This is a genomic window from Pseudomonas sp. ADAK2 (assembly GCF_012935755.1).
GTDB lineage: Bacteria > Pseudomonadota > Gammaproteobacteria > Pseudomonadales > Pseudomonadaceae > Aquipseudomonas.
Genome location: NZ_CP052862.1, coordinates 1,319,748 through 1,343,471 on the forward strand (window position 1 = coordinate 1,319,748; position 23,724 = coordinate 1,343,471).

Sequence of the window (23,724 nt, forward strand, 5' to 3'; positions counted from 1 at the left end):
CCAGACGGGGTAGCGACATGACCACAGCACACATCCTTGGCAATCTGTTTCCCGACAGCAGCGACATCCCGGAAAAATACCGCCTCGACGGCCAGACCGAGCAGCGTGAATACCTGGTCGACGGCGAACTGCGCACCTGGAACGGTCCTCTCGCACAGGTCCGCAGCCCGGTGTACCTGACCGGCGAAAATGGCGACGAACAAGTGATCCTCGGCAGCACGCCTCTGCTGGACGCCGACACCGCCCTGACCGCCCTCGACGCCGCCGTCCGTGCCTACGACCGTGGCCAGGGGCTGTGGCCGACCATGCGCGTGGCCGAACGCATCCAGCACGTCGAGGCCTTCCTCGGGCGCATGCGCCAACAGCGTGAGGCGGTGGTGAAGTTGTTGATGTGGGAAATCGGCAAAAACCTCAAGGACTCGGAAAAAGAGTTCGACCGCACCTGCGACTACATCGTCGACACCATCAACGCCCTCAAGGAGCTCGACCGCCGCTCCAGCCGTTTCGAACTGGAACAGGACACCCTCGGGCAAATCCGCCGCGTTCCGCTGGGCGTCGCCTTGTGCATGGGGCCTTACAACTACCCGCTGAACGAAACCTTCACCACGCTGATCCCGGCGTTGATCATGGGCAACACCGTGGTGTTCAAACCGGCGAAGCTCGGCGTGCTGTTGATTCGCCCGCTGCTGGAAGCCTTTCGCGACAGCTTTCCGACCGGCGTGATCAACGTGATCTACGGCAGCGGCCGCGAAACCGTCAGCGCGCTGATGGCCAGCGGCAAGATTGATATCTTCGCGTTTATCGGCACCAACAAGGCCGCCAGCGACCTGAAGAAACTCCATCCAAAACCACACCGCTTGCGCGCGGCCTTGGGCCTGGACGCGAAGAACCCTGGCATCGTGCTGCCCGAGGTGGATCTGGATAACGCCGTCAGTGAAGCGCTGACCGGCTCGCTGTCGTTCAATGGCCAGCGCTGCACCGCGCTGAAAATCCTCTTCGTCCACGAAGACGTGGTCGAGTCGTTCATCGAAAAATTCAACGCCAGACTCGCCACCCTCAAACCCGGCATGCCGTGGGACAGCGGCGTGGCCCTGACCCCGCTGCCGGAAGCGAGCAAGGTCGATTACCTGCATTCGCTGGTGGCGGATGCGGTGAGCAAAGGCGCTGCCGTGGTCAACCCCAACGGCGGCCAGGCCCGGGCGTCGTTCTTCTACCCGGCGGTGCTGTTCCCGGTGAACCCGCAGATGCGCGTCTATCAGGAAGAACAGTTCGGCCCCGTGGTGCCGATCGTGCCCTACCGGCATCTGGACACGGTGATCGATTACGTCCTGGAATCGGACTTCGGCCAGCAGTTGAGTATCTTCGGCACCAACCCGGTGGCGGTCGGCCGACTGGTCGACACCTTTGCCAATCAGGTCGGGCGCATTAACATCAACGCCCAGTGCCAGCGCGGCCCGGACACCTTCCCGTTCAACGGTCGCAAGAACTCCGCCGAAGGCACTTTGTCGGTCCATGATGCGCTGCGGGTGTTTTCGATCCGCACGCTGGTGGCGACCAAGTTCCAGGACAGCAATAAAGCGCTGATCAGCGAGATCATTCGCGGGCGGGATTCGAGCTTCCTGACCACCGATTACATTTTCTGAGGAGACGCTATCTGAGCGCCTATCGCCTGCCACCGCTGATGCGTCGATTGCTGCGTCCATTGCTGGATCCGTATCGGCGCTATCGCAACGCGCGAGTGATCCACGCGGTGCGGGTGTCGCTGGGATTGCTGGCGACCATCCTGCTGACCACCGGCATCCACCTGCCCCACGGCGAGTGGGCGTCGGTGACCATGCTGGTGGTGATCGGCGGCTTGCAGCACCACGGCAACATCGGCAAGAAAGCCGCCGAACGTGCGATCGGCACCTTGATTGGCGCCGGGGTCGGCTTACTGCTGGTGGCGCAACAGGCCTGGCTCGGTATGCCCTGGCTGACCTATTTCGCGATGTCGGTGGTGTGCGGGTTCTTCTCGTATCATGCCATCGGCAAGGGCGGATACACGGCGCTGCTGTCGGCGATTACTGTGTTTATCGTCGCCGGGCATGGCGATAACCCGGTCACCGACGGGTTATGGCGCGGGGTCGACATTCTGATCGGCATCGCCCTGGCCCTGGCATTTTCCTTCGCCCTGCCGCTGTACGCGGTGTTCTCTTGGCGCTACAACCTGGCCGATGCCTTGCGCGATTGCGCGACCCTTTATGGGCGCATCATCAATGGCCAACCGGTCACCGCGGATGAACACCTGAAGATCATGGGCCGCCTGAATACGGTGCTGGTACAACTGCGCTCGCTGATGCCGTCGGTGTCCAAGGAAGTGCGGATTTCCATGACTGAACTGGATGCCATTCAACGTAACCTGCGGATGTGCGTCAGCACCCTGGAAATCCTTGGCAATACGCGTCCGGATGCCAGTGACCCGGTGGCCATGGGTCACCTGCAAACGGCGCTGAAGGCTGAGCATCGGCAGATCCGCGTTCAGTTGATTGGCATGGCCCGAGCCTTGAAATCCGGCGCCTCACAGCGGCTGAATCGACCGGTGGAGTTGCCGGACGCCGGTCTCGACGCGCCGGTCTACAGCCCTTTGGATGGTTACCGTTTGTTGACCCGGCAGTTGGCCGCCAACGTCGGCGAAATGCGCCAGCGCCTGGCCAAGACCGCGCCGCGCTGGAACCTCTGAGATTTACTGCGTAGCCGCCCGGCGCAGCTTCAGGCCCCAGCCCTGTTGCATACCCGCGGCAGCCAGCAGGATCGCGGCCACGCCGAGCCATTGCAGTGGTTCCAGGCGATGGCCGAATGCAAACCAGTCAACGAAAATCGCCGCAATCGGGTAGATGAACGACAGTGCGCCGGTCAGCGCCGTCGGCAGTTTCTGGATGGCGCCGTAGAGCAACACATACATCAAACCGGTGTGCACGATGCCCAGGGTCACCAGGCTGGCCCAGGCACTCGGCGCTTGGGGCAATGCCGAAAAGTGCGCAAAAGGCGCGAGCAGCAACACGCCGGTGCAGACCTGGATCAAGGCGATCAGGTGCGGTGGCGTGCCGGTCAGGCGCTTGATGATCAACGCAGCAATCGCGTAAAGGAACGCCGCGCCGAGCGCCAAGCCAATCCCCATCAAGTAATCATTGCCGCCCGCGCCCTGCTCGCCATGGGCGCTGACAATCGCCAGCATCCCGAGGAACGAAACACCCAGCCAGAACAGCTTCTGCAGGGTAATTTTCTCCCCGAGAAACAGCGCCGCCAGGCCGACCAACATGAACGGTTGAACGTTGTACACCGCCGTCCCAATCGCAATCGATGCGCGGGAATAGGAAGCAAACAACAGCACCCAGTTGCCGACAATCGCCATCCCGCTGAGCACCGCCAACAGGAACGTGGTGCGGGTCAGAATGCCGGGGCGCAGGAAGCCGAATGCGGCGCAAATCAGCAACAACGTGCCGGCGCCGAACACGCAACGCCAGAACACCACATCCAGCACCGGCTGGCCCGACACCAGCACAAACCAGCCAATGGTCCCGGATATGAGCATGGCGGCGGTCATTTCGAATGACCCGCGACGTAGTGTTTTGTCCATCATCAAACTCCTGTGTTCGAGCGCAAATTATGCCAATCCGCTGAGGGCCTTCTCCAGCGCAAAAATCAGGCTAAACTCGGTTTTTGCCTTTTTTATCGAGGCCGTTTTGTTTAATTGCCTAATCGAGGTTTCGCCATGACCGACGACATTGATCAAGTGCTGATCAGCGCCTTGATGGAAGACTCACGGCGTTCGCTCAAAGCGCTGGCGCAGATCAGCGGGTTGTCATCGCCCAGTGTCGCCGAGCGTCTGCGCCGTCTCGAAGAACGTGGCGTGCTCAAAGGCTACACCGTCGAGATCGACCCCAAATGCTTTGGCTATCAGCTCCAGGCCATCGTGCGTGTTCGCCCGCTGCCTGGGCAATTGCAGGAAGTCGAGCGGCAAATCCAGGCCATTCCCGAATTTACCGAGTGCGACAAGGTCACCGGTGACGACTGCTTCATTGCGCGCCTGCATGTGCGCTCGATGGAGCAATTGGACAGCCTGCTCGACCGCCTTAACAGCCACGCTGAAACCAACACCGCGATCGTGAAGAAAACCCCGGTCAAGCGCCGGTTGCCACCGATGGCGTGAGTGTTGTTTGGGGCTGAATGGGATAGATTGATGGTTTTTCGGCTAAAGGACTGGCTGTATGAAAGCTTATATTTTGCTGTTGGGAGCACTGATGCTGGCGGGCTGCGGCACGGTCCAGACCGTGGTGCGCGGTGATGCCGTGGCGGTGAAAAGCCTCAAGGAGCGGAAAAGTTACTGCGGCGCTGTTCCATGGATTTATAGCGGTGTGACGTACGATTTCTGCTATCTGAATGCGCCGCTTGAGAAAGGAATCGATGCGCAGACACATACCTCTGTCCCCTTTGTTTTACTGGTCGACGCAGTCCTTTCCGGCGCGTTGGACACATTGCTGCTGCCCTACACCATCTACCGACAGCAAGCCGATGGCAGCATCATCATCAACTAGTATCCTGAATCGCAGACAATAAAAAACCCGCCGAAGCGGGTTTTTTATTACTCAGGGCTGCGATCAATCATCGCGGCTCATGATGCCGAAGATCTGCAACAAGCTGATGAACAGGTTGTAGATCGATACATACAGGCTGATGGTCGCCATGATGTAGTTACGCTCGCCGCCATGAATGATGGCGCTGGTCTGGAACAGAATGCAGACCGAGGAAAACAGCACGAAACCTGCGCTGATCGCCAGTTGCAGACCGCTGATCTGGAAGAAGATGCTGGCCAGCGTCGCGCCCAGCAACACAAAGAACCCGGCGGTGATGAAGCCACCCAGGAAGCTCATGTCCTTGCGAGTAATCAGCACATAGGCCGACAGACCACCGAACACCAGGGCAGTCATCGCGAAAGCGGAACTGACCACTTCAGCCCCGCCCTGCATGCCCAGGTAACGGTTGAGGATCGGGCCGAGCAGGAAACCCATGAAGCCGGTCAACGCAAAGGCCGACACCAGGCCCCAGGCCGAGTCACGGAGCTTGTTGGTAAGGAAGAAAAGGCCGTAGAAGCCGATCAGCACCACGAAAATGTTCGGGTAGCCGACACGCATCTGTTGAGCTACGAACGCCATCACACCGCTGAATGCGAGGGTGAGAGCGAGCAAGCCGTACGTGTTGCGCAGGACGCGGCTAACCTCTAGCTGCTCAGCCTGCACGCTGTTATTAACTGCGTAATCCTGTTCGCGCATGGCGACACTCCTGTTGGTTTGAAACGTTCAGTCGCAAAGATCATAACAGACGCTCTGTAACAAGCCATGCAGAGAGTTTGACAGTGTGTTTCATTCAGGTATTATGGCGCCCGCAACGCAAACGGAGGTGTGGCCGAGTGGTTTAAGGCAACGGTCTTGAAAACCGTCGACTGTAACAGGTCCATGAGTTCGAATCCCATCGCCTCCGCCATCTTGAATACGTTAGAGCCCTGATTAGTCAGGGCTTTTTCGTTTCTGGGGTTTGGGGATCCGCTCTGTTTTTTGGAGGCGTTACAAAACTATTTGGTAACCGTTACAAAACTTTCCGCTTTACCCCCTCCTCCGGCGTCCTGCCGACGGCTTCAATTTCCTATATGTGTCACGACATTTCCACTGCTACGCTGACCTCAAAAACCGAGGATTCGCGATGCCACATTCAGACCTTCTCCCCTCCCTGCTGTACAAGATCAACGAGAACCAGCTCGCCCTTGAGGCGGCCATCCTGGAGCTCACAAACTGGGTCGAAGCACGCGGCTCAGCCGATGTCGCCGATAACGTGCGCAGCGCCTTGGACGCCATCGACAAGAACGAAGAGTTCATTAAGCTGACGCTGGCGGTGTTGATGGCGCCAGAGTGATGGTAATCGATCAAGAAACACACTCGAGTCCTAGCACCTATGCTGGGGACGGTCTCGACCCAAGCAATTGTTTTATAAAAATAAAACCCTGTATTCGGGATGGCAAAACATCCGCTTTTTTTGCGCTTATGCAAACGGAACCACGCGGCCTCCAGAGGAGGTTTTGCGCAACCTCGCCGTTTATTGAGCGCTTGACATGTATCTATCTGCTATCAGATCGTGCTGTGGGTCTACCTCTTCCCTCGAGTTCCCACAACTCATAGGAAATTCTGCGAGAAATGCTGATGGCAAGTGTCGGTAACTCAGTTCGAAAAGCAATTGAAGACTGGTCCATTGGCGAGTTTGAGTTCGCAATGCTCCATGCCTGCAATGCAGTAGATGGCACTGCGAAGAAGGTATTCCCCAACCTGCAAAACAATGCACGCTTTACGAAGATGATCCGAGACAACTACGCTATTTTTGGGCCTATGGGTCTTCCCGGCATAAATTTGGAAGAGACTCGTTGGCCAGTTACGGTGAAAAGCCCTAAAGCTCCTGGCGGCTTACCCGACATAGCAGACGTCATTTATGGCGTCCATCGTTGTGCTCATGGGCACGGCGATGAATTACCTGAAGGATTCGACCTTTGGCCGAATGCCTCGGTAACAGACGGAAAAACTCGAATTCGTATAGAGAAGGGGAAAGTTCAACTCTCTGACCGCGTGATTTTCGCGCTACTCGGTGTAGCGGTCTTATCGAAATCCAATATCGGGCAAGCAGTACCAGAGGGTTACTACTTGAGCTTCGCCAATACGATTATGCCCATCAACGAGTGGTGGGGACGCGCTGACGATTTCGCTCCCCTGGTCGCAGCAGAACGGTTGCCATCGCTGATCCTGGACTTTCCAAACTGGTGATAATCCAATCCATAATCGAGTGGCATAATCGCCACCATGTCAAGGTGACTTTTAACCATCCATAACCTACTGATTTATAAAGAAAAACAAGCTATTTTCTAGCGGATAAAAACCGCTATACTTCCTATAAGAATCAATAACTTAGCGTTGGATACTCCTACAGCAGTCTTCCCTTCCCCGGCGCCCTGCCGACCGTACAACACCAAAAACCCTACAGCTCGTCGCCTCACTCTCGCTCGATCATGCCAACCTCAATTACTGTACATTCGAACAGTATTGTTAAGGCATAACCGTGGACCCTCTCGACATCGAAGACACCAGCGACTGGCTTGGATGCCCGACGGAACTGGAAACCATCACCCACTACAAACAGATGCTGGAAAACGAAGTCCAGGAGTTGAATCTGCAACTGCGTGCAGCGAGAGAAACCATATTCGGCCTGGTGCAAATGTACGACGAAGCCTCGGCACAACGTGATGAAGCAATGAGCAATCTGCGCGAGCGCGCCGGGCAGCTCGCAAAGGTCCGAAAGGAACTGTACGACCTCGATATCGCAGCGAGAGGCTACAAACGGGAAGCTGATCGGCTGCGCGGCTTGCTGGACGGCCTCACCCCCGGCTCGAAAACGATCATCTAAGCTCTGTATTCAGCTTGAGGGTTTAGCCATGTGCGGACGACTTTCCCAGTACAGGGGCATTCACGACTTTGTTGCAGCGCTGAGCATCCCCAATGCCCTGCTCAACTACACCGGCGATCAGCCCTTCGAACGCTACAACGCCGCACCGTCAACGCAACTCGCCCTCTTCCACCAGGAAGGCGAATTTCTACGGGCCGACATGGTTCGCTGGGGGTGGCGTCCGCACTGGGCGAAAGACCGCGCCGCGCCGATCAACGCCCGGGTGGAGAAAGTCGCCCACGGGCCTTTCTTTCGCGCGATCTGGCCGCATCGGGCAATCATTGCCATCGACAACTGGTTCGAGTGGGTGGATGAAGGCGGACCGAAGAAGCAGCCTTACCTGATTCGCCGGAAGGACCGGGCGCCGATCCTGTGCGCCGCGATTGGCCAATACCCCAACGCGGAGCACCCGCCAGGCGAGCACGACGGCTTCGTGATCATCACTGCCGACAGCGCCGGCGGCATGGTCGACATCCACGACCGCCGCCCGGTGACGCTTTCCCCAGAACTGGCGCGGGAATGGCTGGACCCGGCCACGCCCAAGGAGCGCGCCGAGCAGATGGTTCTGCTCCAGGGTGAGCCGACCGAGGCGTTCGAATGGTTCCAAGTGGATCGAGCTATTGGGAACGTCCGCAATCACAGACCTGATTTGATAAAGCCAATGGAGCCAGACAGCTTGTTCTAAATAGGAGCCAGCGATTTCAGTCGATCTTCAGTGGCAACATCGAAGATGACATAGAGCTGATCAATGGTTGAATCATTCAAAGCTCCGGACGATTCTAGGCCCAGGACGAATCCTTCAGCCCGGGCCCCCGCCTTCGCCGCAACAATCATCGAATCAGCCCGTGCGATCTGAGCAAGAAGCTTATCGGCCTCGCGCTCAATCTTTGGGCTCAGCGACACACCTTCCATACGGCCATCCCTTCATTCGGAGAATGGATTGAAGGATAGCTGCCTGCTCGCTTTAAGGGACATCCTTGAAGAAAATGTGACCGCCGAGCCGCAGCGTCTGCTTGGCCTTCGCCGCCCAGGCCGGCGCCTTCTTCATGGCGAGCGCGTAGTAGTGCGTGGCGCCGCCGGTAGGATCGGGCACCTTGCCGTCGATCACCTGGTCAGCAGCGATTCGTGCCTGGGCCAACTCGCGGAACGGGATCGCCCTCGCGCCGGAAAGGTAGTCGAAGTTCGGGTCGTTCTTGTTCCAGCAACTGAACTGGTACGGGGCTTGGCACACTCCGGCGTACCCCTCGCCCCACCACGATTTCAGCTTGCCGTCGTTCACGCGGTTGCGGATGGCCCAGGCCACTGCGATCTGCCCAGCCAACGATTCACCGCGGGCTTCACCCCACAGCGTGCGCGCGAGGACATCGCGGTCTTTCTCGGTAACAGGCATCACTTTTCTCCAGGCAAAAAAATACCCGCTCGATGGCGGGCCGGCAGGTGCAGTTGTTTTGTTACGACGGGCGCACGGGGCGATGCTCAATATCAGGAAATGATTCGGTGCCTTCCTTCCAGTTGCTGACTTGACCGCGATACTTCAGCCACTGCTTACGAGTTCCGGGCAACAGATCAGCTGGAGTCTCGTCCGCTTCATCTTCTTCGATGGCTTCGAGCTGGCGAGCAGTCAACTGAAGCTCCGTAAATCTCCAGGCGCTGGCCGCTTCAATATCCTTAGCTAACTGCAGGGCAGCCAACTCATCATCGGTGAATTCTGGCGCCGGCGTATTGCCTTCGGCCAACCACAATAAATACGCCTTCCAATCATAATTATCGGGGTCGCCGGGGATGGCGGCATTGTCTTCAACCCTTAAAACTCCGTAACTTTGAATCTTGTACATGCTCAAATCTCCGCCGATACATCGATGTAGTTGCCGCCAGAGGCTTTACCAACAAGTGCAGTTACATTGCCCGTGATAAGGGATGCTGAGGATGACGTGGCGGCCCAGTTGAAGGTGTTTTGAGAGGACGGGTTAAAACTCACGTTGGCAGCCGTATCACCACCCCCATTAGCAGTCTGGACCGAATAGGTGTTGGATGGGCCGGGCGTAATGGTTGGGGCGGCTCTTTTTGGATGCTGGAAGTACCCCATCCCTGCCACCACAAAGGTGTTGGTGCATTGCCCAATGGCGATTTTTTCGTACGCTGCAGGCCAGGTAATCCTTTCGAAGTACCAGGCGCACAGTGATAGCTCTGCGGCTCTAAGCCGCTTTTCAAATCCCGTAGCAACCGAACCGAACTCAAGCTGGCACTCTTTGACGGTGCCCCCCGTGAATCTCACCGTGACGCTTGCCCCCGCGGCTAATGCAGATGTTTGCGCGCCGCTCGCAATCGGGGTGCCGTTCACAGTGGCCGTGGCGGTTCCGCCCCAACTCAATGTGTGTACACCGGCTTCGATATTGATGCCTTCGATGACCTGCTCGACTCCTCCCGCCGGGGCTGTGATTTGATTGCCCGTGCCGCTGGCGGCGAAAACCACCGACTGCCCGCTGGTCACCACTCTCCAGCGATCAAAGGTGTATTGGTTCGCCGCCGTCGTCGCCGTTCCGGACACATACCCACGCTGGTTTATGGAATAGCTGGCATTGATGAGTAGGTTTTTCCCGCCGGACGCACCAAGAGCGGCGCGGGCGGCTACAGCCGTTACCGCACCGGTACCGCCCTGTGCGATTGACACCGCTTTGTTCGAACCACTCAAATCAGCTTTGGTCGCCTGAAGCTTCCCCAGGGCAGCCAGTATCCCATCGGTCGCCACCACAGCCCCGGTTACCGAGACGTCGAGCCCGGTAAGGACCGATGCAAGAACTCGAGCATTCGTCAGGTACTTGTTTGTCGCCCCATCGGGCAAGCCATCCGCGCTGGTCAGATTGAGGGCGGCGCGCACGCCAGCCGTTGTAGCTGTGTTTCCAAGGACTGCCAGCACACCACCGAACTGATTCACAAGCGTCCGAAGTGCATCGGCCGAATCCTTGACGTAACCCTGCATCGCCGCCAGTGCGTAAGTTCCTGCTGAATTAGTTGCACCCTGGTAGTTCGGCGCGATCGACATCGCAGTATCGCTGGCGATGTTGGTGACTTCGTACCAGCCACCGTCGGGACCGCGAAAGGCATCACCGACCCGGCTATTGGCAATAAAGGCGGTACCGACACCGATCACGGCATTGGAATTTTGGACGACAGAAACCGTCCCGGATTTGTACCAGGGCATTGGATATCTCCAGAAAATAAGGGTCAGGCCAGCAATTTGGCGCAGAGAAAAGGCCTGTGGCCTTGGTCGGTCCAGGCGGTGAATGCGAGGCTGTACATCATGATTCGGCCATTTGCGTAATCAACGCCAAGAGCGCAGCCACCCCCCGTTCCGTCGTTATGGCAATTCATCGTAAAGGGGTTAAGAGAAACATATTCTCCAGCTCCAAGGATTTTGTTTATGCCCCAAAAATACCGGCGACTAATACTTAGTTGCTCTGTTCCAAGGTATGTCCAGTTTCCTGCCGCAAACGTCACGAGGACCGCAGGAGCCCCGCTGTCATAGACCAAGGTGCTGTTTTGATCCCATAAGCGCATCCCGTATGCCGCCGTGCCCATGGACGCCCACGCTGCGACGAAATACTGGCCACTCAATGTTTCGTTGACCTTCGATGCATTCATGGCGAACCCGGTCCAGTTGCCTGGCCCTCCGGTGAACCACACCGATATCGGAACCTGAATTGCTCCAGTCTGATCAGGCCTGATGAAAACAAGCGGAGGATCCTGGCTTGTCACTGCCCTTGCGAATACTCCTGACGCGGTCGCCACGCCCGAATATGCCCCCTTGGCGAGCAGGCAGAGTCGCGGCGCCTCGGAATCAATCTGGACAAATGAATTGTCATTGATGCTCTGAAACCCATAGGTCATGTTGAGTACCTTATTGCGTAGCCCTTGGCGACAGTCGTTGAGCCGATCGTAGAGGCACTAGCAGAGGGGTTCTTTTTCCTGACAACAACCTGACCAATCGAAGTGGTGACGAACGGATATGACTTTTGGTTTCCGCTGCCGTCAGTTTCGGACGACTGCACATCCTGCGCCCTTGTCGGGATGATCATGAATACACAGTTGGCCGGGTTGAAACCGGGAATATTCAGGGTGTAGCTGGGCACGATTCCGCTGAAGTCTAGAGCGCCCTGCCAGATCACCTGATACGTAAACGAGTTGGTGTCCATGGCGAGCTGACCGCTCCCGTCAAAAACGCGCAGACCAAATAGAGCCATTGATTACCCCAGATAGCCGAGACGAACACGCAACACATTGTTGGCGTCGTAGACAGAGACGTTCAGAGAATTGATCACCAGTCGACCTTGCCCAGGAACAATGCCGTTGATTTCCAAGGTTCCATCCTTGTTAAGGATCCAGCCCTGCTGGCCGGCGATGTAGTTTGTCGAGCTGATGTAGCTGCCGATCTTCGCGTTAGTGATTGTCCCGTCAGCAATGAACGCCGAGTTCATGAAGACCTGACCGCCCTGCACCGCAAACGGCACCGAGATAGCGCCCCCGGCGATGGTGTTGACGATGGCGAAGCGGTCCGCACTCACCAGAAATTGGCTTTGCAAGCCGGCACCAGTGTTCTCGATGCCCAGACCAATACCTGCGGCTACGTACTTGCCGTCGGCCGTGATCTGCATTTTCACCGACCACATGGTAGACAGCTGTCCGGACGTGTTCGCGTAAGCGGTCGAGGTTTCCTGAATCGCCGCGCTGTTCTCGCCAACCTTCACGTTCACTTGAGTGATCGCTGTGGCAGTGGCCTCCTTGTCCGTGGCCACGGTTTGCCGAAGGTCCGTGACGGCCGCCTGGTTGTCACCCACTGCCGAGGTCAGCGTGGTGACTTTCTGGGCTGTGGCGAGGTTTTCAGAGGCTCGGACTTTCTCCTCGCTCGCGATGGCCGCCGTACTGCTCCACCCCTTCATTGCATCCGCAAGATCACCCTCCCCGTTGTCATCACGGAAGGACGCCCGCAGAGCCTGAAACGCAGTCGCTTGCGCCGTGACCACTCCGTCGATCTCGGTGATGTCGGCAGTGTTGGTCGCAACCTGTTGCGCCAGACCATTTGCCGTCTGCACGGTCTGGCCAACGTCCAGCCAGTACGCAGCATTCGGCGGCGGTGTGTTGATCGGCACCGCGCCAGTGGCTTGGTAGATCCGCTTGCCGACCACGACAAGGTCGTACTCCACATAGGTGGCGTCCGGGTCGTAGGTCTTGAGGCCGTCAAGGGCATCGATCTGCGCCTGAAGCCCCGGGATTTTATTGATTTCGTCCAGCAGGTCCTGACCCAGCTCGGTTTCGCCAATCTGGCCGGCGATCATCTCCAGAATTGCCGCTGCGTCCGCGCTCGATTGACCCTGCACGCCAAGCCCGATCGGATACCACGGACCGATGTTGCCGATCCGGTCCACCAGGCGCGCCCAGAAATAAAAGGTCACGCCCCCGCGCAGGCCCAGCATCGAGAAATCGCTTTGCGGATACGACAGGTCGGTCAGCTTTGTGGCCGCTTCCAGGCTGGTCGACGGCCCGTACCAGATCTCCGTGCGCTGAGTGTCCTCGGCACCGGCAGGGAAACCCCACTTGAGGTAGATGCCGAACAGCAGCGGCGTGGCCGTCAGGAACGACACCGCCGGCGGCAGGCCTTCCTTGCCCTTGAGGTTCGTCAGGATCGAGGCGCGCCAGATCGATGAGATGTCGAAGGCGCTCACGGCACGGACGCGAGCCAGGTACGCACCGGCGTAGATCCCGACCACGTCGACGCTGGTGGTGCCGACGCGCTGCAGCTTGATCCAGTTGCCGCTGTCCTTGCGCCATTCCACGTCATAAGCGACCGCGCCGTTCACCGCCGGCCAGGTGATGGTCATGGTGGCGACAGCAATGCCTTGGGACACGACCGAGTTCGACGACACTGTCACGCTGGCCGGCGCCGGAACGACGGTGATGGGGATCACGCTGATTGGGCGCTCTTCCAGGCGGGCGCCGGTGTCGATGTGCGCAAACTTGCTGGGGTCGTACTGGACGGCCGAGATCTCAAATACGCCTGACTCCGGGCGCGACACGCTGGTCACGCGGTACAGCGGCACAGCCAGATCGTCGGCGTCCAGCGCCCAAACAAGCTCAGGCTCTGGCGCGGCCGAATACGCAACCGTGACAGTCACTACGCGGTCCGCTACCGATTGAACGGTGCGGCCTTCGCACTTGCCATTCGACAGATTCAGGATCAGCCGGTCGCCGGTCTTGGCCTGGGTGTCTCGGTCGAGGGTGATAGCGCGGCCATTCACCGCAGCAATGCGACCGCCAATTGGCCGGCCTGCCAACAGTTCGTCAGCGATGGGAATGACGTAGCCCGGCAGCGGAATGCGGCCGTCGAGGCCGACACGGAAGCTGACGGCGCGGTCCTTCGAGTTCGTGAGCAGCGCCCACTTACCGCGACGCTGCGCCTCGGATTCCCGGGTGCAGCCAATGGCGCTGATCTCCAGCGGATTGTCGCCATAGCGCCGCTGAAGCTTGGCATCGGTTACCGCCGTGACGTCGGTGTCGTAGTTGTTCGCCGGATTGTCGTAACTGATCAGAGCGCGGCTGTACCGGGTGCGCTCCGAAGCGCTCGAGTAGGTAAACTTGCCGTCGATGACGTTCGCCCGGGTGTAGGCGAAGTCGAAGTCGGTAGCCCGCGGCATGTCCGACAGAGAGAAAACCTGGCCCTGAGCCCAGTAGGTCATGCCGCGGTAGATCGCCGAGATGTCGCGCAGCAGCGACCAGGCATCAGCCTTGCCTTGCAGGTTCAGGTTGCAGATGAAGCGCGGCTCCATGCCCCCTTTGCCATTCGGTACCGACTGATCGCAGTACTGGGCAATCCGGTACAGCTCCCACTTGTCGACCATCCATGGTTTGATGCGACGACCCAGGCCGAATCGGTCGACAGTCGTGATGTCGTAGGTCATCCAGGTCGGGTTATCGGTCCACGCCTGCTTGAAAGTGCCGTCCCAAATCCCGGTGTACGAGCGCGACACAGGGTCGTAGTTGCTCGGCACCGACATAATTTTCAGTTCGGTATCGACCGTCACCGCCGGAATGCTGCGGAACTGCTCGGCCGAGAACTCGATATAGAGCAGCGCGGTGTTCGGGTATCGCAGTTTCGCGTCAACGACTTCGGTGAAACCTGCGATCTGCATGGTGTCAGCGATTTTGTTGTTGTTTTGGTTCGGCGTGACCCGGGTGACACGAATCAGCCATCCGCTGGTTGCCGCCGGCAGATCAATACGCCGGGTGCGTTCGTAAGTACTGGTGGTCTTGCCGTCCACGGCCTCGCTCAGCACCTGCTGATAGGCGCCTCCGTCTGTGGCCAGTTCGACCTTGTACTCGATCCGGTAGCCATTCACGTTGCCGCTGGCGTCGATCGATTGCAAGGCCGGCCAGGCGAAGCGCAGGCGCACCGCCGACAACTCCGTGTTGCTGATCGCTCGAACCCAGGGCGTGCCGCTGCGCAGCTCAATGCCCAGAGTTGTTTCGTTCTCTACCGACGGGATGCCCTGGATGTAGCCCTGCTCGACAGAGCCGTTGCGGTACTCCCACTTCACGTTCGGGAAGTTCATGTTGCCCTGGGGATCTTGCAACGGAGTGTTGTCGAGGTAGATGTCCTGCGCGGTAGGGTTGCCAGCAAACTCGCCTTCCCCCATGGCGATCAGGATCTTGGCCACGGCCACCGAGCGCAGGCTGTCCGGCGCTTCGGTCGGGGTCTTTGGCTTGTCCGATCCACCTTTGGCGCCGTAAATATCGAGCTGCTGTGCTACGCCCATGCTTTTCTCCAGGCAATAAAAAACCGCCTCATGGGCGGCTGCGGTGTTCGGGTATTGGCTACATCTGGTCTTCGGCGTAGATCGCGGCGCTGATGATGGCCCCGCCCACTCGGCGCTTTCCGTAACAAAGCGGGACCGGGTTGCCAGATGCTGTGGTGTTCTTGGCGCTGCCGAAGGCGTAGCCGGGCGTGTTCTCGGGGGCGGCGCTCGTTTTGAGGCCGCCAGCCTGCGGGCTGAGCAGTTGGATCACGCCGCCGGCTACCATGCCAATGCCAGCAGAGATCATCGCAGCACCAAGAGGAGCGGCGGCTCCGAATGAAGCTCCGCTCACTACCATGCCCACAACGATAAGGACCGCTCCAATGATCGTCTGTAACGCCCCTGCTCGCTTGCTGCCGGTCACGATCGGGGCAATCCTAATTTCTCCAGAACCGCTGTAACCTAGTTCCTTTTCTTCGATGTTTTTCGTTCCGCGAAAGACTGCAAACTCCATCCCTCTGGATTTAGCGTTCGAAATAAAGCGTTCGAAACCAGGAACCTGCACGCAAAGAGCTTTTATTGCTTCGGCCGGCGTCCGAACAGACAGTTTGAATTCTCGACCGAACTGCCTGAGAATTCCATAAAGCTTGATGGTGGTCAGCGGTTGATACTCAATTGAAAATTTTGACACAGCGTTTCTCCAGGCAATAAAAAACCGCCCGGAGGCGGTTTAGTGTCACTAATTCAAATGCACGTTCTTGCAGCCTCCTTCCAACCACTCGTTCCCGCCCAATCCATAGGAAGGAAAACACGAATGGAGGAGCCGGTGCTCGCCTGGTCAACAACCGCCAGAGCCACAACCCCCGAGAAAGTTGCAGAGGCTGCAATCTTGTACCCATGCTCCGTTTCTATAGAGCTTGTGGATGGATTGAATTCCTGCCACTTGGGAGCAAGACAGCGAGCAAACTGCTGAGGGGTCTTTTTAGACTGGCTCGAAAAGACTGGTTTATCTTGCTCAAGCCCAGAAGTCGAGCACCCCGCCAACAGCATCACCGCCACTGCCCCTATCAAAATCCGCATGATTATTCCTCGTCCTGAAAGGAGCGACTGTAGCACCGCTTCGATTGGCTGCTCTATGCTTGGTGCAGCCCCTCTCTCCGCAACCGGACTATAAAGATGTCCCGACGACCAAGTAAGCTACAACGCGTAGATCTTCCGGCCCTTACCGGACGAATCCGAGGAACGACAGGTTTTGGCTTTCATGTTGTTGGCGAATCGTATTTTCAGGTCGAGCTGAGGCACATACGAAATAACATGTCAGTAGCTTACGACAACGATCTAGAAGCATTCATTGTGACCGAACCGAACAACCCTCATGATGAAAACGCCTGCGCTGTTTACATCGACTCATTCAAGGTTGGATATCTTCCGAGTGACGCTGCCAGGGACTACGTGACGCAGATGCGCGGAAACGGAGTGTTCGGAGAGTCGTGCTTCCAAATTCGCGCCAAACTGACTGGCGGCTTTGGCGAACGACCAAAAATCGGAGTGATGCTTAATCTTCCGGCTGGGCCCGACTAATACTCCAGCTGTACTTGCATGGCCTCCAAGTGCTGTACGAATCCCCCTTCTCCAGCGGCCCTCCCGCATCACTTGGTTGGTTGTGCATCCTTGTGCCTAAGGATCAGGCGTGTTCGGTCAAGCCACGGCCCACCGAAGACGATGATCTCGCTCGGGCGCCCGTACAGGTGGTGCAGCAGGAACGGCCCAGGGCCGAAGGTGTTCGATTCTTCGCCGGGCAGTGCCGGCTCAGTGCCGAGATAAATCCCGGCGTGGTTCGGGTGCGCCGTGCGGCCGACTGTCATGACGATCATGTCGCCACGCCGTGGCCGGTCCACCTTCACGAAGCCGGCGGCCTCGTAATTCGATTCGTACAGGCTTTCCGCCTCTGCACTCTCCCACCAGCCGTCGGAGCGCTTGAAAGCCTCGAACTCCAGCCCCCACTCGCGCCTGTACCAGTCAGCACAAACCTGCCAGCAGTCCCAAGCGCCGTGCACGAACGGGCGATTGAGCAGCGGCGTGCTGCCGGTAGGGGTAATGCTGCGCAAGTCACCCTCCGGCCAACTCAAGATGTGCCAGGGTAAGGCAGTGGCTTCACACATCGCCAGGTCATGCGGGGACGGCCGACTTGTTGCGTCCGGGTGAGTGTGGAAAATCCCTATCACCTCGCCCACGTCTTCCGCTGCGGCGTAATCCTCTGGATCGATTCGGAACTCTTCGGCCGGCTCGGTCGCGATGTTTCGGCACGGGAAGTACTTCTGCTTGCGCCCGATCGCCAGCACCAGGCCGCAGGCCTCTTTCGGATACTGTGAGATCGCGTGCGCCTCCATCGCGCTCAGGATGTGCTTGCGCATGGTCAGCTCCGTGCGATCAGTGACACTGCGGGGAATCCGCCGTGGGGAAGTTCGTTGTTCTGACCGAAGCGCAACTTGCAGGACTTCAGCCCGCCCTTGCACTCGTCCTTACTCGGGTCATCCGTGGGGTTGTCGTCATCGTCGAACATCCCGCCGCCGGTATAGCCGCAGTTCGGCCCGCGGTAGCCACCGGTCATGGCCCAGTGACAAAAGGTCGTCATCTGACGCCCAGGCAGCCCGTGGTTGTCGATCTCGCCCGGGGAAGACAGTTCCCACTGCACGACCTCGCCGTCCTCGCCGGTCTTCTGGTCGATGAACCAGATTTCCAGCGCCTCCTGGGTTGGGTCTGCGGTCAGGTTTCCGTCGGGAAAGTTCGCTGCATCCAGGTACTGGGCCAGCGTCTCGCGCACGGTCAGTTGAAACTTCAGCAGGTCGTCGAAGGCTAGGCACAACGCGGTGATTCGCCCGTTGACGTTGCCGGCCATGAAAGTCGGCCGACTTGCGCTGCCGCTGCTGTCGGCGGCGATGCCTTCAATCTGCACCGGCCAGGCCGCGTACTCATTGCCCTGCCAAATAATCGACTTCGCCGGCAGTTCGTCCGGCGAGCTCTCATAGGCCAGCAACTCGTCCGGCGTGTGCGGGATCGCGTAAGCATGGAAGCGCAGCACGTCGGCGCCATATTCAGTACCGTCGATTTCAAACAGCCGCACTTCCCCGCCGGGCTCCAGTTTCTGGATGTCCGTAATCAAAGCCATGCGGCATTACCTCAAGGGTGGAAGGTTTGTTCGAAGGTGGCGGTCAGGGTGTAGACCGATCCGCCTTTGTGTGATGGCTGGTAGCCGTTGGGACACTTGTAAAGGCCGAGCTCACCAAGGGGCGGCGTCCACAGGAAAGCTTTCGCGCCCTTGTGGCGATCGAGGAAGTCGATAATTTCCTTGATCCGCGTCGCACTCCCGGTGTGGCTGATGGGCCAGGACTGCACCTTGTTGTTGATGCCGTCCGAGACCGACTGCTCATAACCGTCGCCGAACTGCTTGGATCGGTTGCGCTGCTTGATCTCGCCAGTCGCCCCCTTCTCGATTTGCCAGGTGAATCGCTCGATTGCCATGGATCACCCCTTGATGGCCCTGTTGATTTTCCCGCCTTGCCGCAAGTCAACGCTCACCAACTTCTGGTAACGCTGATCAACGAAGTCGGCCAGGTCCTTGCCGAACTGCTGATAGGCAGGATCGTCAGTGGTGGAACTGGTCGAACCGTCACTGGCAACGTTGACCTGAACGGTGATGACGGTACCGCCACCCGATCCGCCACCCAGCGCGCGCACGCCAAGCGCGCCGCCGGCAGTGCGGGTCAGCGGCATGATCGCCTCCGGCCCCGCCTCCCCCATAACCCCAGTCTGTCCGCCGGCCATCCCGAAGGCTGTCGGCTTGCTGACCACGCTATTGGAGAAGGCACCACCATCGGCAAACATCTGCACGCCGCCCGACCACGCGCCACCATTGGCTTGAACGCTGCCAGGCGTGAAGCCAGAGAGATCGGTGCCGGTGTAGCCAGCCTGTGTGGAGCCGGCCGAACCCGTGCCGCCACCAAAGTACGACGCACCGGCAGAGGCAGCCAAACCGAAGATCGCGCTGAGTGCCGAGGAACTCGCCTGCCGGGTCGCAATCCGCGCCATGTCAGCCAAGATCGACTTCGCGAAGTCCGCAAACGACAGCTTCCCGGTCATGGCGAAGTTGACGATCGCGTCTTCCATCGAGCTGAAGGCGTTGGTGAACAGGCTTTTCGTCTGCCCGGCAACGTCCCGTGCGGACTCCAAGTAGTTCTGCCACGCCGACGATGCGCCGGCGCTCCAGCTGCCCTGGGCGTCGGTCATCTCGTCATAGTTGGATTGCACGGTGTCGTGCAGATCCTGCTGCGTGGTTTTCAGCGCCGCCAGCTTCTTCGTGTACTCGTCGAGGCTCATGCCCCGCGAGCCGTCACCGTACTGGTTGGCCAGGTCGAGCTTCTGCGAGTTGATGCGGTCGTCGATAGCGTTCTGTTGGTCGGTCAGGCCACGCTGCCGATCACCCTGGCCAAGTCCGGCCGCGGCGCGCTGTCCTTGCTGGCGCAACGTGTCGACTTGCTGCTGCAGCGCACTGGTATAGGTCTGGACCGCCAGTTCCTGTTTCTTCAGCCGGCCCTGCTCGTTCGTGGCCAGCACTTCCAGTTCGCTGTCTGCCGACTTCTGCGCTTTGACCATGTCAGCGCGCGCATCGGCGATCTTCTGGTCGAGCTGGATTCGCTGCTCGCCAGTGGTTGTCGCTTTGCCTTTGGCCTCTTCGAGAGCGGCGATTTCTGCCTCGTAGGCCGAGGTGACCTCGTCCTTTTCGGCCTTGATAAGTACGGAACGCTGTGTCGCGTACGCGTCCTGCGAGATCAACCCAGCCTTTTGCGCGGCATCCAGTTGCTTCTCAGTGTTCGCGTATTCAGCCTGGATCGCCTTGAGGGCATTTTGAGTGGCATTGACACTGGTGAGATCGACGGCGCCAGCGGACGATGCCGCCTTCGGGTCCTTGTTCTTATCCTTGATGTTCTGAAGCGTCTTGGCGACATAGTCGGCCTGGACTTTCGGATCATCAGGGTTGGCTTTTCTCAGCGTCTCTACGTCCCGAAGGTACGCCTTGCTCAACTTGTCGCGCTTCTCTGCATTGGAGAGGTTCGAGTCGCTGATCTGCTTGAGCCGCTGCTCAGCGGAAATACCCTCTTTCTGAGTCTGAGTTCGATCCCCCAGATACTTATTGAGGCTTTTTTCAGCATCCTCTTGCAGCTCAAGGAATCTGATCTGCCCCTTAATATCCTCACGTTCTTTGTCGCTGACGGCGCCGGGGTTCATCCTCAAACCGCCAACGTCATACGCATTCGAGCCTGTCAGCTTCGCCTTCAGATCCTCGATCTGCTCGCTGTAGGTTTTGGCCCGGCCAACGTTGTTCAATCCGTCGAGAGCACCGCTTGCGGCGTCCTTTACGCCTTTCCAGGCTTTTTGCCACAAGCCCAGGTTGTCAGTTACCTGCTTGGAGCGATTCTGCACGGTATCGGCATACGCCTTGGTGAGCAGGTCGGCCGCGCCGATGGTGTCGCCCTGCTCTTTCAGCGCAACGATCTGCGCATAGGTCGACGCCGTGAGGAAGTTGTACTGGTCGTTCAGCTCTTTCGCTGCTGCGACCGGGTCCTTGGCGATTTTGACAAACTCAGCGATGGTCGCATCGACCGATTTACCGGTTGCGTCCTCCATCGCTGCGGCGGCGTCTGCAATTTCCTTGAAACTGTCGCCGGCAATTACACCGCTTGCCGCCAGCTTGGTCAGCGATGCCGCTGCCTCGCCAGTCGTGCCGTTGGTGGCGCTGACCTGCTGGGCCAAATTGGCCATCTGATCCGCCGAAGTGCCGGCGTAGTTGCCGGTAAGGATCAGGGCTTTGTTGTACTCCTGAGCCTCTTTGCTGCCTTGGCTGTAACCGTAAATCAGGATGCCAATAGCAGCCGCTGCGGCCAGCACTGCAACCGTCATGCCTACGACACTCATCGAGGCCCCAGTGACACTTGGAGGCAAAGCGCCGTACGCCTTTTTCGCGTTCTCTGCGGCTTCTGCGGCAGTATTCGTGCCTTCAGCCAGGCTGGACAGGCCCTCGCCTGCTTTGCCGGTGTTCTCTGCCGCGTCCTTGGCATTAGTCGCGATGCCGGCGAGCGACTCGCCCAGCACTGCCGCGCCGGCACCACCACTGAACAGCGAGCGGAACTTGTCCTTCAATACATCGAAGGTGTTGCCAACGCCGCCAAACGAATCCTTGATCTGGCCGCCCTGCTGGATCAGCACCATCAGCGGGTTTTGGCCGCCCGCCAGGCTGGTGAAGATGTCCGAGAATTGCGCGGGCAGTTGACGCAATGCCGCCTGAGTTTGTGCCGAAGACACGCCGGTTTTGCGCAGCCCCTCGTCGAAGTCGCCCAGCTTCTGCCGGGAGGCGTCAATGCGGGTCGAGTAGTCCCGGAACGTTTCGGCGTCGATCAGGCCGGCAGCCTTGTATTTCTGCAACTGCGCCTGCTGCTGATCGAGCTTATCGAGTGCGGCAATAGCGGGGTTGATCTTGGCCAGCAGCGCTTGCAGCCCCTCGGCTTGAACGCCGGTGGCTGCCGCCGCCTTCTTCGCTGCCTCAGCCTGCCGATCTGTCGAGCCGACCAGGGCGTCAGACTCAGCCTGTAACCGTCGCTGAAGCGCGGCCAGGCTACTGACCGATGAACTGGAATTGTCCAGTGCCGACGAGTTGGTGGCCACGCTGGTGGTCAGGCGCTGGTAATAGTCGCTTGAGTCCAGCGAAGCCTTGGCCATGGCCGTCAGACGCTTCATTGCGTCTTCGGTGGATTCGGACAGCTTGCCCTCGGCCGTGGCCAGGCCAGTCGACGCCGTCGCCGCCTTGTCAAAGCCGGCAGCCACACCTTCCGCTGCCTTCTCTGCCTTGATGCCAGCCTGAGTCAGGCGCTCCAGATCCGTGGCAGCCTGGACAGCATCACCCGAATCTACCTCGATGCCCAACTGCGCGATTGTGCCCGACATGAGTGCTCCGTTACTTCGATTCGCTCATGACGAGCAGGGCTTCGGCCTCCATCACCTGGAGGTCGTGGAAAATCTCAGCGATTTGTTTTTTCTTGATGCCGAGGTATCCGGCCACGTCGCGGATGGACGTGTAGTCGAGCCCGGTAGCGCCGCACGCCCCTGTCCGCCATTGCGTGGACAGGGCATTGAAGAGGCAGAAGGCCGGCCAGTTGTCTGGCCATACTTCGCATTCATCACCGTAATCCTCAGCCGAGAAGCCAAAGGCGTCCTGCCCTTGAATGCTCGGCTGATAGAGGGAGCGCGCGACGCCGGTCAGTTTCCCAGTCGGGCCGGGGAAAATGCTTTTTGGTAGGCATCGACCACGGCATCACCAGCACCGGCCGAAGTCTCGACCAGTGCACGGATTGAATCAGGGCTCAACTTGTCGTCGAAGCCCCAGCCGGCGACCAACTGAGTGACCTGCTCCACCTGGCGCTCGATGTGGGAGTCGGTAATTTCGATCAGGGTGAGTTCGTCACCTTTCGCCTTGAAGCGCTCCTGATCCTCCTTAGCGCTCTCCTGCCAGCCCGCGAACAACGCGGCGAGCTCCTTGCGGTCGCGATACTTGAACTCGAACGGCACCTTGATCGTGGTACCGCCGACGCGCGGAATGTCCACGTCGGCTTTGAACGTGGCATTTTGGGCGATCTTGAACTTGGCCATGGATACCCCTTAAGCGCCGTAGCGGATGAATTTTGCGACCACAGCGAACACGGCAGTGACGGCCATGATGTTGTTCTTGGTCAGCGAGGGCACGTTATCGAACGAGGCGAAAGCGTTGTAGGCGATGACGCCGCCAGAGGCGAGGTTTACACGGACCGCGCGCGGCTTTTTGTCGTCGTCAGCTTCCAGCAGCACTTCGTTGTGCGGAAGTTCGGGGTCATCCGCCATAGTCAGAGTGAACGACAACGCCGACTTGGACGTCGGGATCTGGTGCTCATCGTCCTCCTCGAGGAAGGAGTAGGTGACGTTCTGCTGCTCGCCGCCGGACTTGCTCGACTCCGTGACCTGGCTCATAGGTACCCAGGTCAGGATCTTCCGCACTGAACCGCCACCGGCACCGGCGATGAAGCGTGCCGCATTGAGCGTATTGATCTTCTCCAGCGCGAACGAGTCGGTGGTCACCGTTTTAACTCGAGCAATACGATTGTTCAGGCGTGCCCAGCCCGAGGTGACTTCGACAAAGTCGCCCACCTCAAGGTCATGGCCGGCCGACGACACAACAGCTTCGGTTGCGTTGGTGATCGCGGTAAAAATGATCGGCGCGTCATACGAGCCAGCGATGGCGGCGGTCGAGCCATTGGGTAGAAAAACGGCCATTGGTGCTTCCTCTTCTCAGAAATGACAAAACCCGCTCAATGGCGGGTTCTGGGTTTGCCCA

Annotated in this window: 26 protein-coding genes and 1 tRNA gene; 10 read left to right on the forward strand and 17 right to left on the reverse strand. The window is 58.8% G+C overall.

The features are described from left to right. Window positions 1-17: 17 nt before the first annotated feature. Window positions 18-1,643, forward strand: coding sequence for an NADP-dependent glyceraldehyde-3-phosphate dehydrogenase (locus HKK52_RS05790; protein WP_169369962.1), 1,626 nt, complete (start codon window positions 18-20; stop codon window positions 1,641-1,643). A 38-nt stretch (window positions 1,644-1,681) separates the two neighbouring features. After that, on the forward strand, window positions 1,682-2,719 hold the full coding sequence (locus HKK52_RS05795; RefSeq protein ID WP_178117443.1) for an FUSC family protein: 1,038 nt from the start codon (window positions 1,682-1,684) through the stop codon (window positions 2,717-2,719). Between the two features lie 3 nt (window positions 2,720-2,722). On the opposite strand, the gene HKK52_RS05800 is transcribed toward HKK52_RS05795, so the two are convergent. Beyond that, window positions 2,723-3,616, reverse strand: a complete 894-nt coding sequence (locus HKK52_RS05800) for a DMT family transporter (RefSeq protein ID WP_169369963.1) — start codon at window positions 3,614-3,616, stop codon at window positions 2,723-2,725. 135 nt (window positions 3,617-3,751) lie between these two features. On the opposite strand from HKK52_RS05800, the gene HKK52_RS05805 reads away from it, so the two are divergent. Continuing rightward, complete coding sequence (locus HKK52_RS05805; RefSeq protein WP_169369964.1) at window positions 3,752-4,189, forward strand: Lrp/AsnC family transcriptional regulator; 438 nt, start codon at window positions 3,752-3,754, stop codon at window positions 4,187-4,189. A gap of 58 nt (window positions 4,190-4,247) precedes the next feature. Further along, entirely contained in the window at window positions 4,248-4,574 is a 327-nt protein-coding gene (locus HKK52_RS05810; protein ID WP_169369965.1) for a YceK/YidQ family lipoprotein, read from the forward strand. Window positions 4,575-4,637: 63 nt separating this feature from the next. On the opposite strand, the gene HKK52_RS05815 is transcribed toward HKK52_RS05810, so the two are convergent. Beyond that, the gene (locus tag HKK52_RS05815; protein ID WP_092280745.1) at window positions 4,638-5,309 is read right to left on the reverse strand and encodes a Bax inhibitor-1/YccA family protein; all 672 of its coding nucleotides are present in this window, start codon (window positions 5,307-5,309) and stop codon (window positions 4,638-4,640) included. 123 nt (window positions 5,310-5,432) lie between these two features. Here HKK52_RS05815 and HKK52_RS05820 point away from each other — a divergent pair. From HKK52_RS05820 to HKK52_RS05840, 5 genes are all read left to right on the forward strand, one after another. Further along, a tRNA-Ser gene (locus HKK52_RS05820) sits at window positions 5,433-5,520 on the forward strand. Between the two features lie 216 nt (window positions 5,521-5,736). Then, entirely contained in the window at window positions 5,737-5,946 is a 210-nt protein-coding gene (locus tag HKK52_RS05825) for a hypothetical protein (RefSeq protein ID WP_169369966.1), read from the forward strand. 278 nt (window positions 5,947-6,224) lie between these two features. Continuing rightward, the gene (locus tag HKK52_RS05830) at window positions 6,225-6,842 is read left to right on the forward strand and encodes a hypothetical protein (RefSeq protein WP_169369967.1); all 618 of its coding nucleotides are present in this window, start codon (window positions 6,225-6,227) and stop codon (window positions 6,840-6,842) included. 292 nt (window positions 6,843-7,134) lie between these two features. Next, entirely contained in the window at window positions 7,135-7,479 is a 345-nt protein-coding gene (locus HKK52_RS32435; protein ID WP_178117444.1) for a hypothetical protein, read from the forward strand. Between the two features lie 28 nt (window positions 7,480-7,507). Beyond that, window positions 7,508-8,203 carry an SOS response-associated peptidase family protein gene (locus tag HKK52_RS05840; protein WP_169369968.1) on the forward strand — a complete coding sequence of 232 codons (696 nt, stop codon included), beginning with the start codon at window positions 7,508-7,510 and terminating at the stop codon, window positions 8,201-8,203. On the opposite strand, the gene HKK52_RS05845 is transcribed toward HKK52_RS05840, so the two are convergent. From HKK52_RS05845 to HKK52_RS05880, 8 genes are all read right to left on the reverse strand, one after another. After that, window positions 8,200-8,430, reverse strand: coding sequence for a hypothetical protein (locus HKK52_RS05845; protein ID WP_169369969.1), 231 nt, complete (start codon window positions 8,428-8,430; stop codon window positions 8,200-8,202). The genes HKK52_RS05840 and HKK52_RS05845 overlap by 4 nt on opposite strands. A 52-nt stretch (window positions 8,431-8,482) precedes the next feature. Beyond that, a complete protein-coding gene (locus tag HKK52_RS05850) occupies window positions 8,483-8,908 on the reverse strand; it encodes a cell wall hydrolase (protein ID WP_169369970.1) in 426 nt (141 codons plus the stop codon). 61 nt (window positions 8,909-8,969) lie between these two features. Then, the gene (locus HKK52_RS05855) at window positions 8,970-9,353 is read right to left on the reverse strand and encodes a hypothetical protein (protein WP_169369971.1); all 384 of its coding nucleotides are present in this window, start codon (window positions 9,351-9,353) and stop codon (window positions 8,970-8,972) included. Between the two features lie 2 nt (window positions 9,354-9,355). Beyond that, window positions 9,356-10,720, reverse strand: a complete 1,365-nt coding sequence (locus tag HKK52_RS32530; protein WP_237150706.1) for a hypothetical protein — start codon at window positions 10,718-10,720, stop codon at window positions 9,356-9,358. A 23-nt stretch (window positions 10,721-10,743) separates the two neighbouring features. Continuing rightward, window positions 10,744-11,406: a hypothetical protein gene (locus HKK52_RS05865; protein ID WP_169369972.1), complete on the reverse strand. Its 663-nt coding sequence runs from the start codon at window positions 11,404-11,406 to the stop codon at window positions 10,744-10,746. After that, window positions 11,403-11,759 (reverse strand): hypothetical protein, encoded by a 357-nt coding sequence (locus tag HKK52_RS05870; RefSeq protein ID WP_169369973.1) that lies wholly within the window; start codon window positions 11,757-11,759, stop codon window positions 11,403-11,405. Before HKK52_RS05870 ends, HKK52_RS05865 begins: the two co-directional genes overlap by 4 nt. Before the next feature lie 3 nt (window positions 11,760-11,762). After that, window positions 11,763-15,326 (reverse strand): host specificity protein J, encoded by a 3,564-nt coding sequence (locus HKK52_RS05875; RefSeq protein WP_169369974.1) that lies wholly within the window; start codon window positions 15,324-15,326, stop codon window positions 11,763-11,765. Window positions 15,327-15,384: 58 nt separating this feature from the next. Then, on the reverse strand, window positions 15,385-15,996 hold the full coding sequence (locus HKK52_RS05880; protein WP_169369975.1) for a tail assembly protein: 612 nt from the start codon (window positions 15,994-15,996) through the stop codon (window positions 15,385-15,387). Between the two features lie 485 nt (window positions 15,997-16,481). Between HKK52_RS05880 and HKK52_RS05885 the strand changes: the two genes are divergently transcribed. After that, window positions 16,482-16,886 (forward strand): HIRAN domain-containing protein, encoded by a 405-nt coding sequence (locus tag HKK52_RS05885; protein ID WP_169369976.1) that lies wholly within the window; start codon window positions 16,482-16,484, stop codon window positions 16,884-16,886. Window positions 16,887-16,954: 68 nt separating this feature from the next. Here HKK52_RS05885 and HKK52_RS05890 read toward each other — a convergent pair whose 3' ends face one another. From HKK52_RS05890 to HKK52_RS05920, 7 genes are read right to left on the reverse strand one after another with little or no spacing between them, the layout of a single operon-like run. Beyond that, window positions 16,955-17,719 (reverse strand): C40 family peptidase, encoded by a 765-nt coding sequence (locus HKK52_RS05890; RefSeq protein WP_169369977.1) that lies wholly within the window; start codon window positions 17,717-17,719, stop codon window positions 16,955-16,957. A 2-nt stretch (window positions 17,720-17,721) separates the two neighbouring features. Further along, entirely contained in the window at window positions 17,722-18,474 is a 753-nt protein-coding gene (locus HKK52_RS05895) for a phage minor tail protein L (RefSeq protein WP_169369978.1), read from the reverse strand. Between the two features lie 11 nt (window positions 18,475-18,485). Continuing rightward, window positions 18,486-18,827 carry a phage tail protein gene (locus tag HKK52_RS05900; RefSeq protein ID WP_169369979.1) on the reverse strand — a complete coding sequence of 114 codons (342 nt, stop codon included), beginning with the start codon at window positions 18,825-18,827 and terminating at the stop codon, window positions 18,486-18,488. Window positions 18,828-18,830: 3 nt separating this feature from the next. After that, the gene (locus tag HKK52_RS05905) at window positions 18,831-22,304 is read right to left on the reverse strand and encodes a phage tail tape measure protein (RefSeq protein WP_169369980.1); all 3,474 of its coding nucleotides are present in this window, start codon (window positions 22,302-22,304) and stop codon (window positions 18,831-18,833) included. Between the two features lie 10 nt (window positions 22,305-22,314). Continuing rightward, window positions 22,315-22,584, reverse strand: coding sequence for a DUF1799 domain-containing protein (locus tag HKK52_RS05910; RefSeq protein WP_169374188.1), 270 nt, complete (start codon window positions 22,582-22,584; stop codon window positions 22,315-22,317). A gap of 32 nt (window positions 22,585-22,616) precedes the next feature. Continuing rightward, window positions 22,617-23,006 (reverse strand): phage tail assembly chaperone, encoded by a 390-nt coding sequence (locus HKK52_RS05915; RefSeq protein ID WP_169369981.1) that lies wholly within the window; start codon window positions 23,004-23,006, stop codon window positions 22,617-22,619. A 9-nt stretch (window positions 23,007-23,015) separates the two neighbouring features. Next, entirely contained in the window at window positions 23,016-23,663 is a 648-nt protein-coding gene (locus tag HKK52_RS05920; RefSeq protein WP_169369982.1) for a phage tail protein, read from the reverse strand. Window positions 23,664-23,724: the final 61 nt, after the last annotated feature.

What these genes read in the sequence shown, in the direction of transcription:
- HKK52_RS05790 (WP_169369962.1), top strand. Translation starts at nt 18, where the DNA reads ATGACCACAGCACACATCCTTGGCAATCTGTTTCCCGACAGCAGCGAC.
- HKK52_RS05795 (WP_178117443.1), top strand. Translation starts at nt 1,682, where the DNA reads ATGCGTCGATTGCTGCGTCCATTGCTGGATCCGTATCGGCGCTATCGC.
- HKK52_RS05800 (WP_169369963.1), bottom strand. Translation starts at nt 3,616, where the DNA reads ATGGACAAAACACTACGTCGCGGGTCATTCGAAATGACCGCCGCCATG.
- HKK52_RS05805 (WP_169369964.1), top strand. Translation starts at nt 3,752, where the DNA reads ATGACCGACGACATTGATCAAGTGCTGATCAGCGCCTTGATGGAAGAC.
- HKK52_RS05810 (WP_169369965.1), top strand. Translation starts at nt 4,248, where the DNA reads ATGAAAGCTTATATTTTGCTGTTGGGAGCACTGATGCTGGCGGGCTGC.
- HKK52_RS05815 (WP_092280745.1), bottom strand. Translation starts at nt 5,309, where the DNA reads ATGCGCGAACAGGATTACGCAGTTAATAACAGCGTGCAGGCTGAGCAG.
- HKK52_RS05825 (WP_169369966.1), top strand. Translation starts at nt 5,737, where the DNA reads ATGCCACATTCAGACCTTCTCCCCTCCCTGCTGTACAAGATCAACGAG.
- HKK52_RS05830 (WP_169369967.1), top strand. Translation starts at nt 6,225, where the DNA reads ATGCTGATGGCAAGTGTCGGTAACTCAGTTCGAAAAGCAATTGAAGAC.
- HKK52_RS05840 (WP_169369968.1), top strand. Translation starts at nt 7,508, where the DNA reads ATGTGCGGACGACTTTCCCAGTACAGGGGCATTCACGACTTTGTTGCA.
- HKK52_RS05845 (WP_169369969.1), bottom strand. Translation starts at nt 8,430, where the DNA reads ATGGAAGGTGTGTCGCTGAGCCCAAAGATTGAGCGCGAGGCCGATAAG.
- HKK52_RS05850 (WP_169369970.1), bottom strand. Translation starts at nt 8,908, where the DNA reads ATGCCTGTTACCGAGAAAGACCGCGATGTCCTCGCGCGCACGCTGTGG.
- HKK52_RS05855 (WP_169369971.1), bottom strand. Translation starts at nt 9,353, where the DNA reads ATGTACAAGATTCAAAGTTACGGAGTTTTAAGGGTTGAAGACAATGCC.
- HKK52_RS32530 (WP_237150706.1), bottom strand. Translation starts at nt 10,720, where the DNA reads ATGCCCTGGTACAAATCCGGGACGGTTTCTGTCGTCCAAAATTCCAAT.
- HKK52_RS05865 (WP_169369972.1), bottom strand. Translation starts at nt 11,406, where the DNA reads ATGACCTATGGGTTTCAGAGCATCAATGACAATTCATTTGTCCAGATT.
- HKK52_RS05870 (WP_169369973.1), bottom strand. Translation starts at nt 11,759, where the DNA reads ATGGCTCTATTTGGTCTGCGCGTTTTTGACGGGAGCGGTCAGCTCGCC.
- HKK52_RS05875 (WP_169369974.1), bottom strand. Translation starts at nt 15,326, where the DNA reads ATGGGCGTAGCACAGCAGCTCGATATTTACGGCGCCAAAGGTGGATCG.
- HKK52_RS05885 (WP_169369976.1), top strand. Translation starts at nt 16,482, where the DNA reads ATGTCCCGACGACCAAGTAAGCTACAACGCGTAGATCTTCCGGCCCTT.
- HKK52_RS05890 (WP_169369977.1), bottom strand. Translation starts at nt 17,719, where the DNA reads ATGCGCAAGCACATCCTGAGCGCGATGGAGGCGCACGCGATCTCACAG.
- HKK52_RS05895 (WP_169369978.1), bottom strand. Translation starts at nt 18,474, where the DNA reads ATGGCTTTGATTACGGACATCCAGAAACTGGAGCCCGGCGGGGAAGTG.
- HKK52_RS05900 (WP_169369979.1), bottom strand. Translation starts at nt 18,827, where the DNA reads ATGGCAATCGAGCGATTCACCTGGCAAATCGAGAAGGGGGCGACTGGC.
- HKK52_RS05905 (WP_169369980.1), bottom strand. Translation starts at nt 22,304, where the DNA reads ATGTCGGGCACAATCGCGCAGTTGGGCATCGAGGTAGATTCGGGTGAT.
- HKK52_RS05915 (WP_169369981.1), bottom strand. Translation starts at nt 23,006, where the DNA reads ATGGCCAAGTTCAAGATCGCCCAAAATGCCACGTTCAAAGCCGACGTG.
- HKK52_RS05920 (WP_169369982.1), bottom strand. Translation starts at nt 23,663, where the DNA reads ATGGCCGTTTTTCTACCCAATGGCTCGACCGCCGCCATCGCTGGCTCG.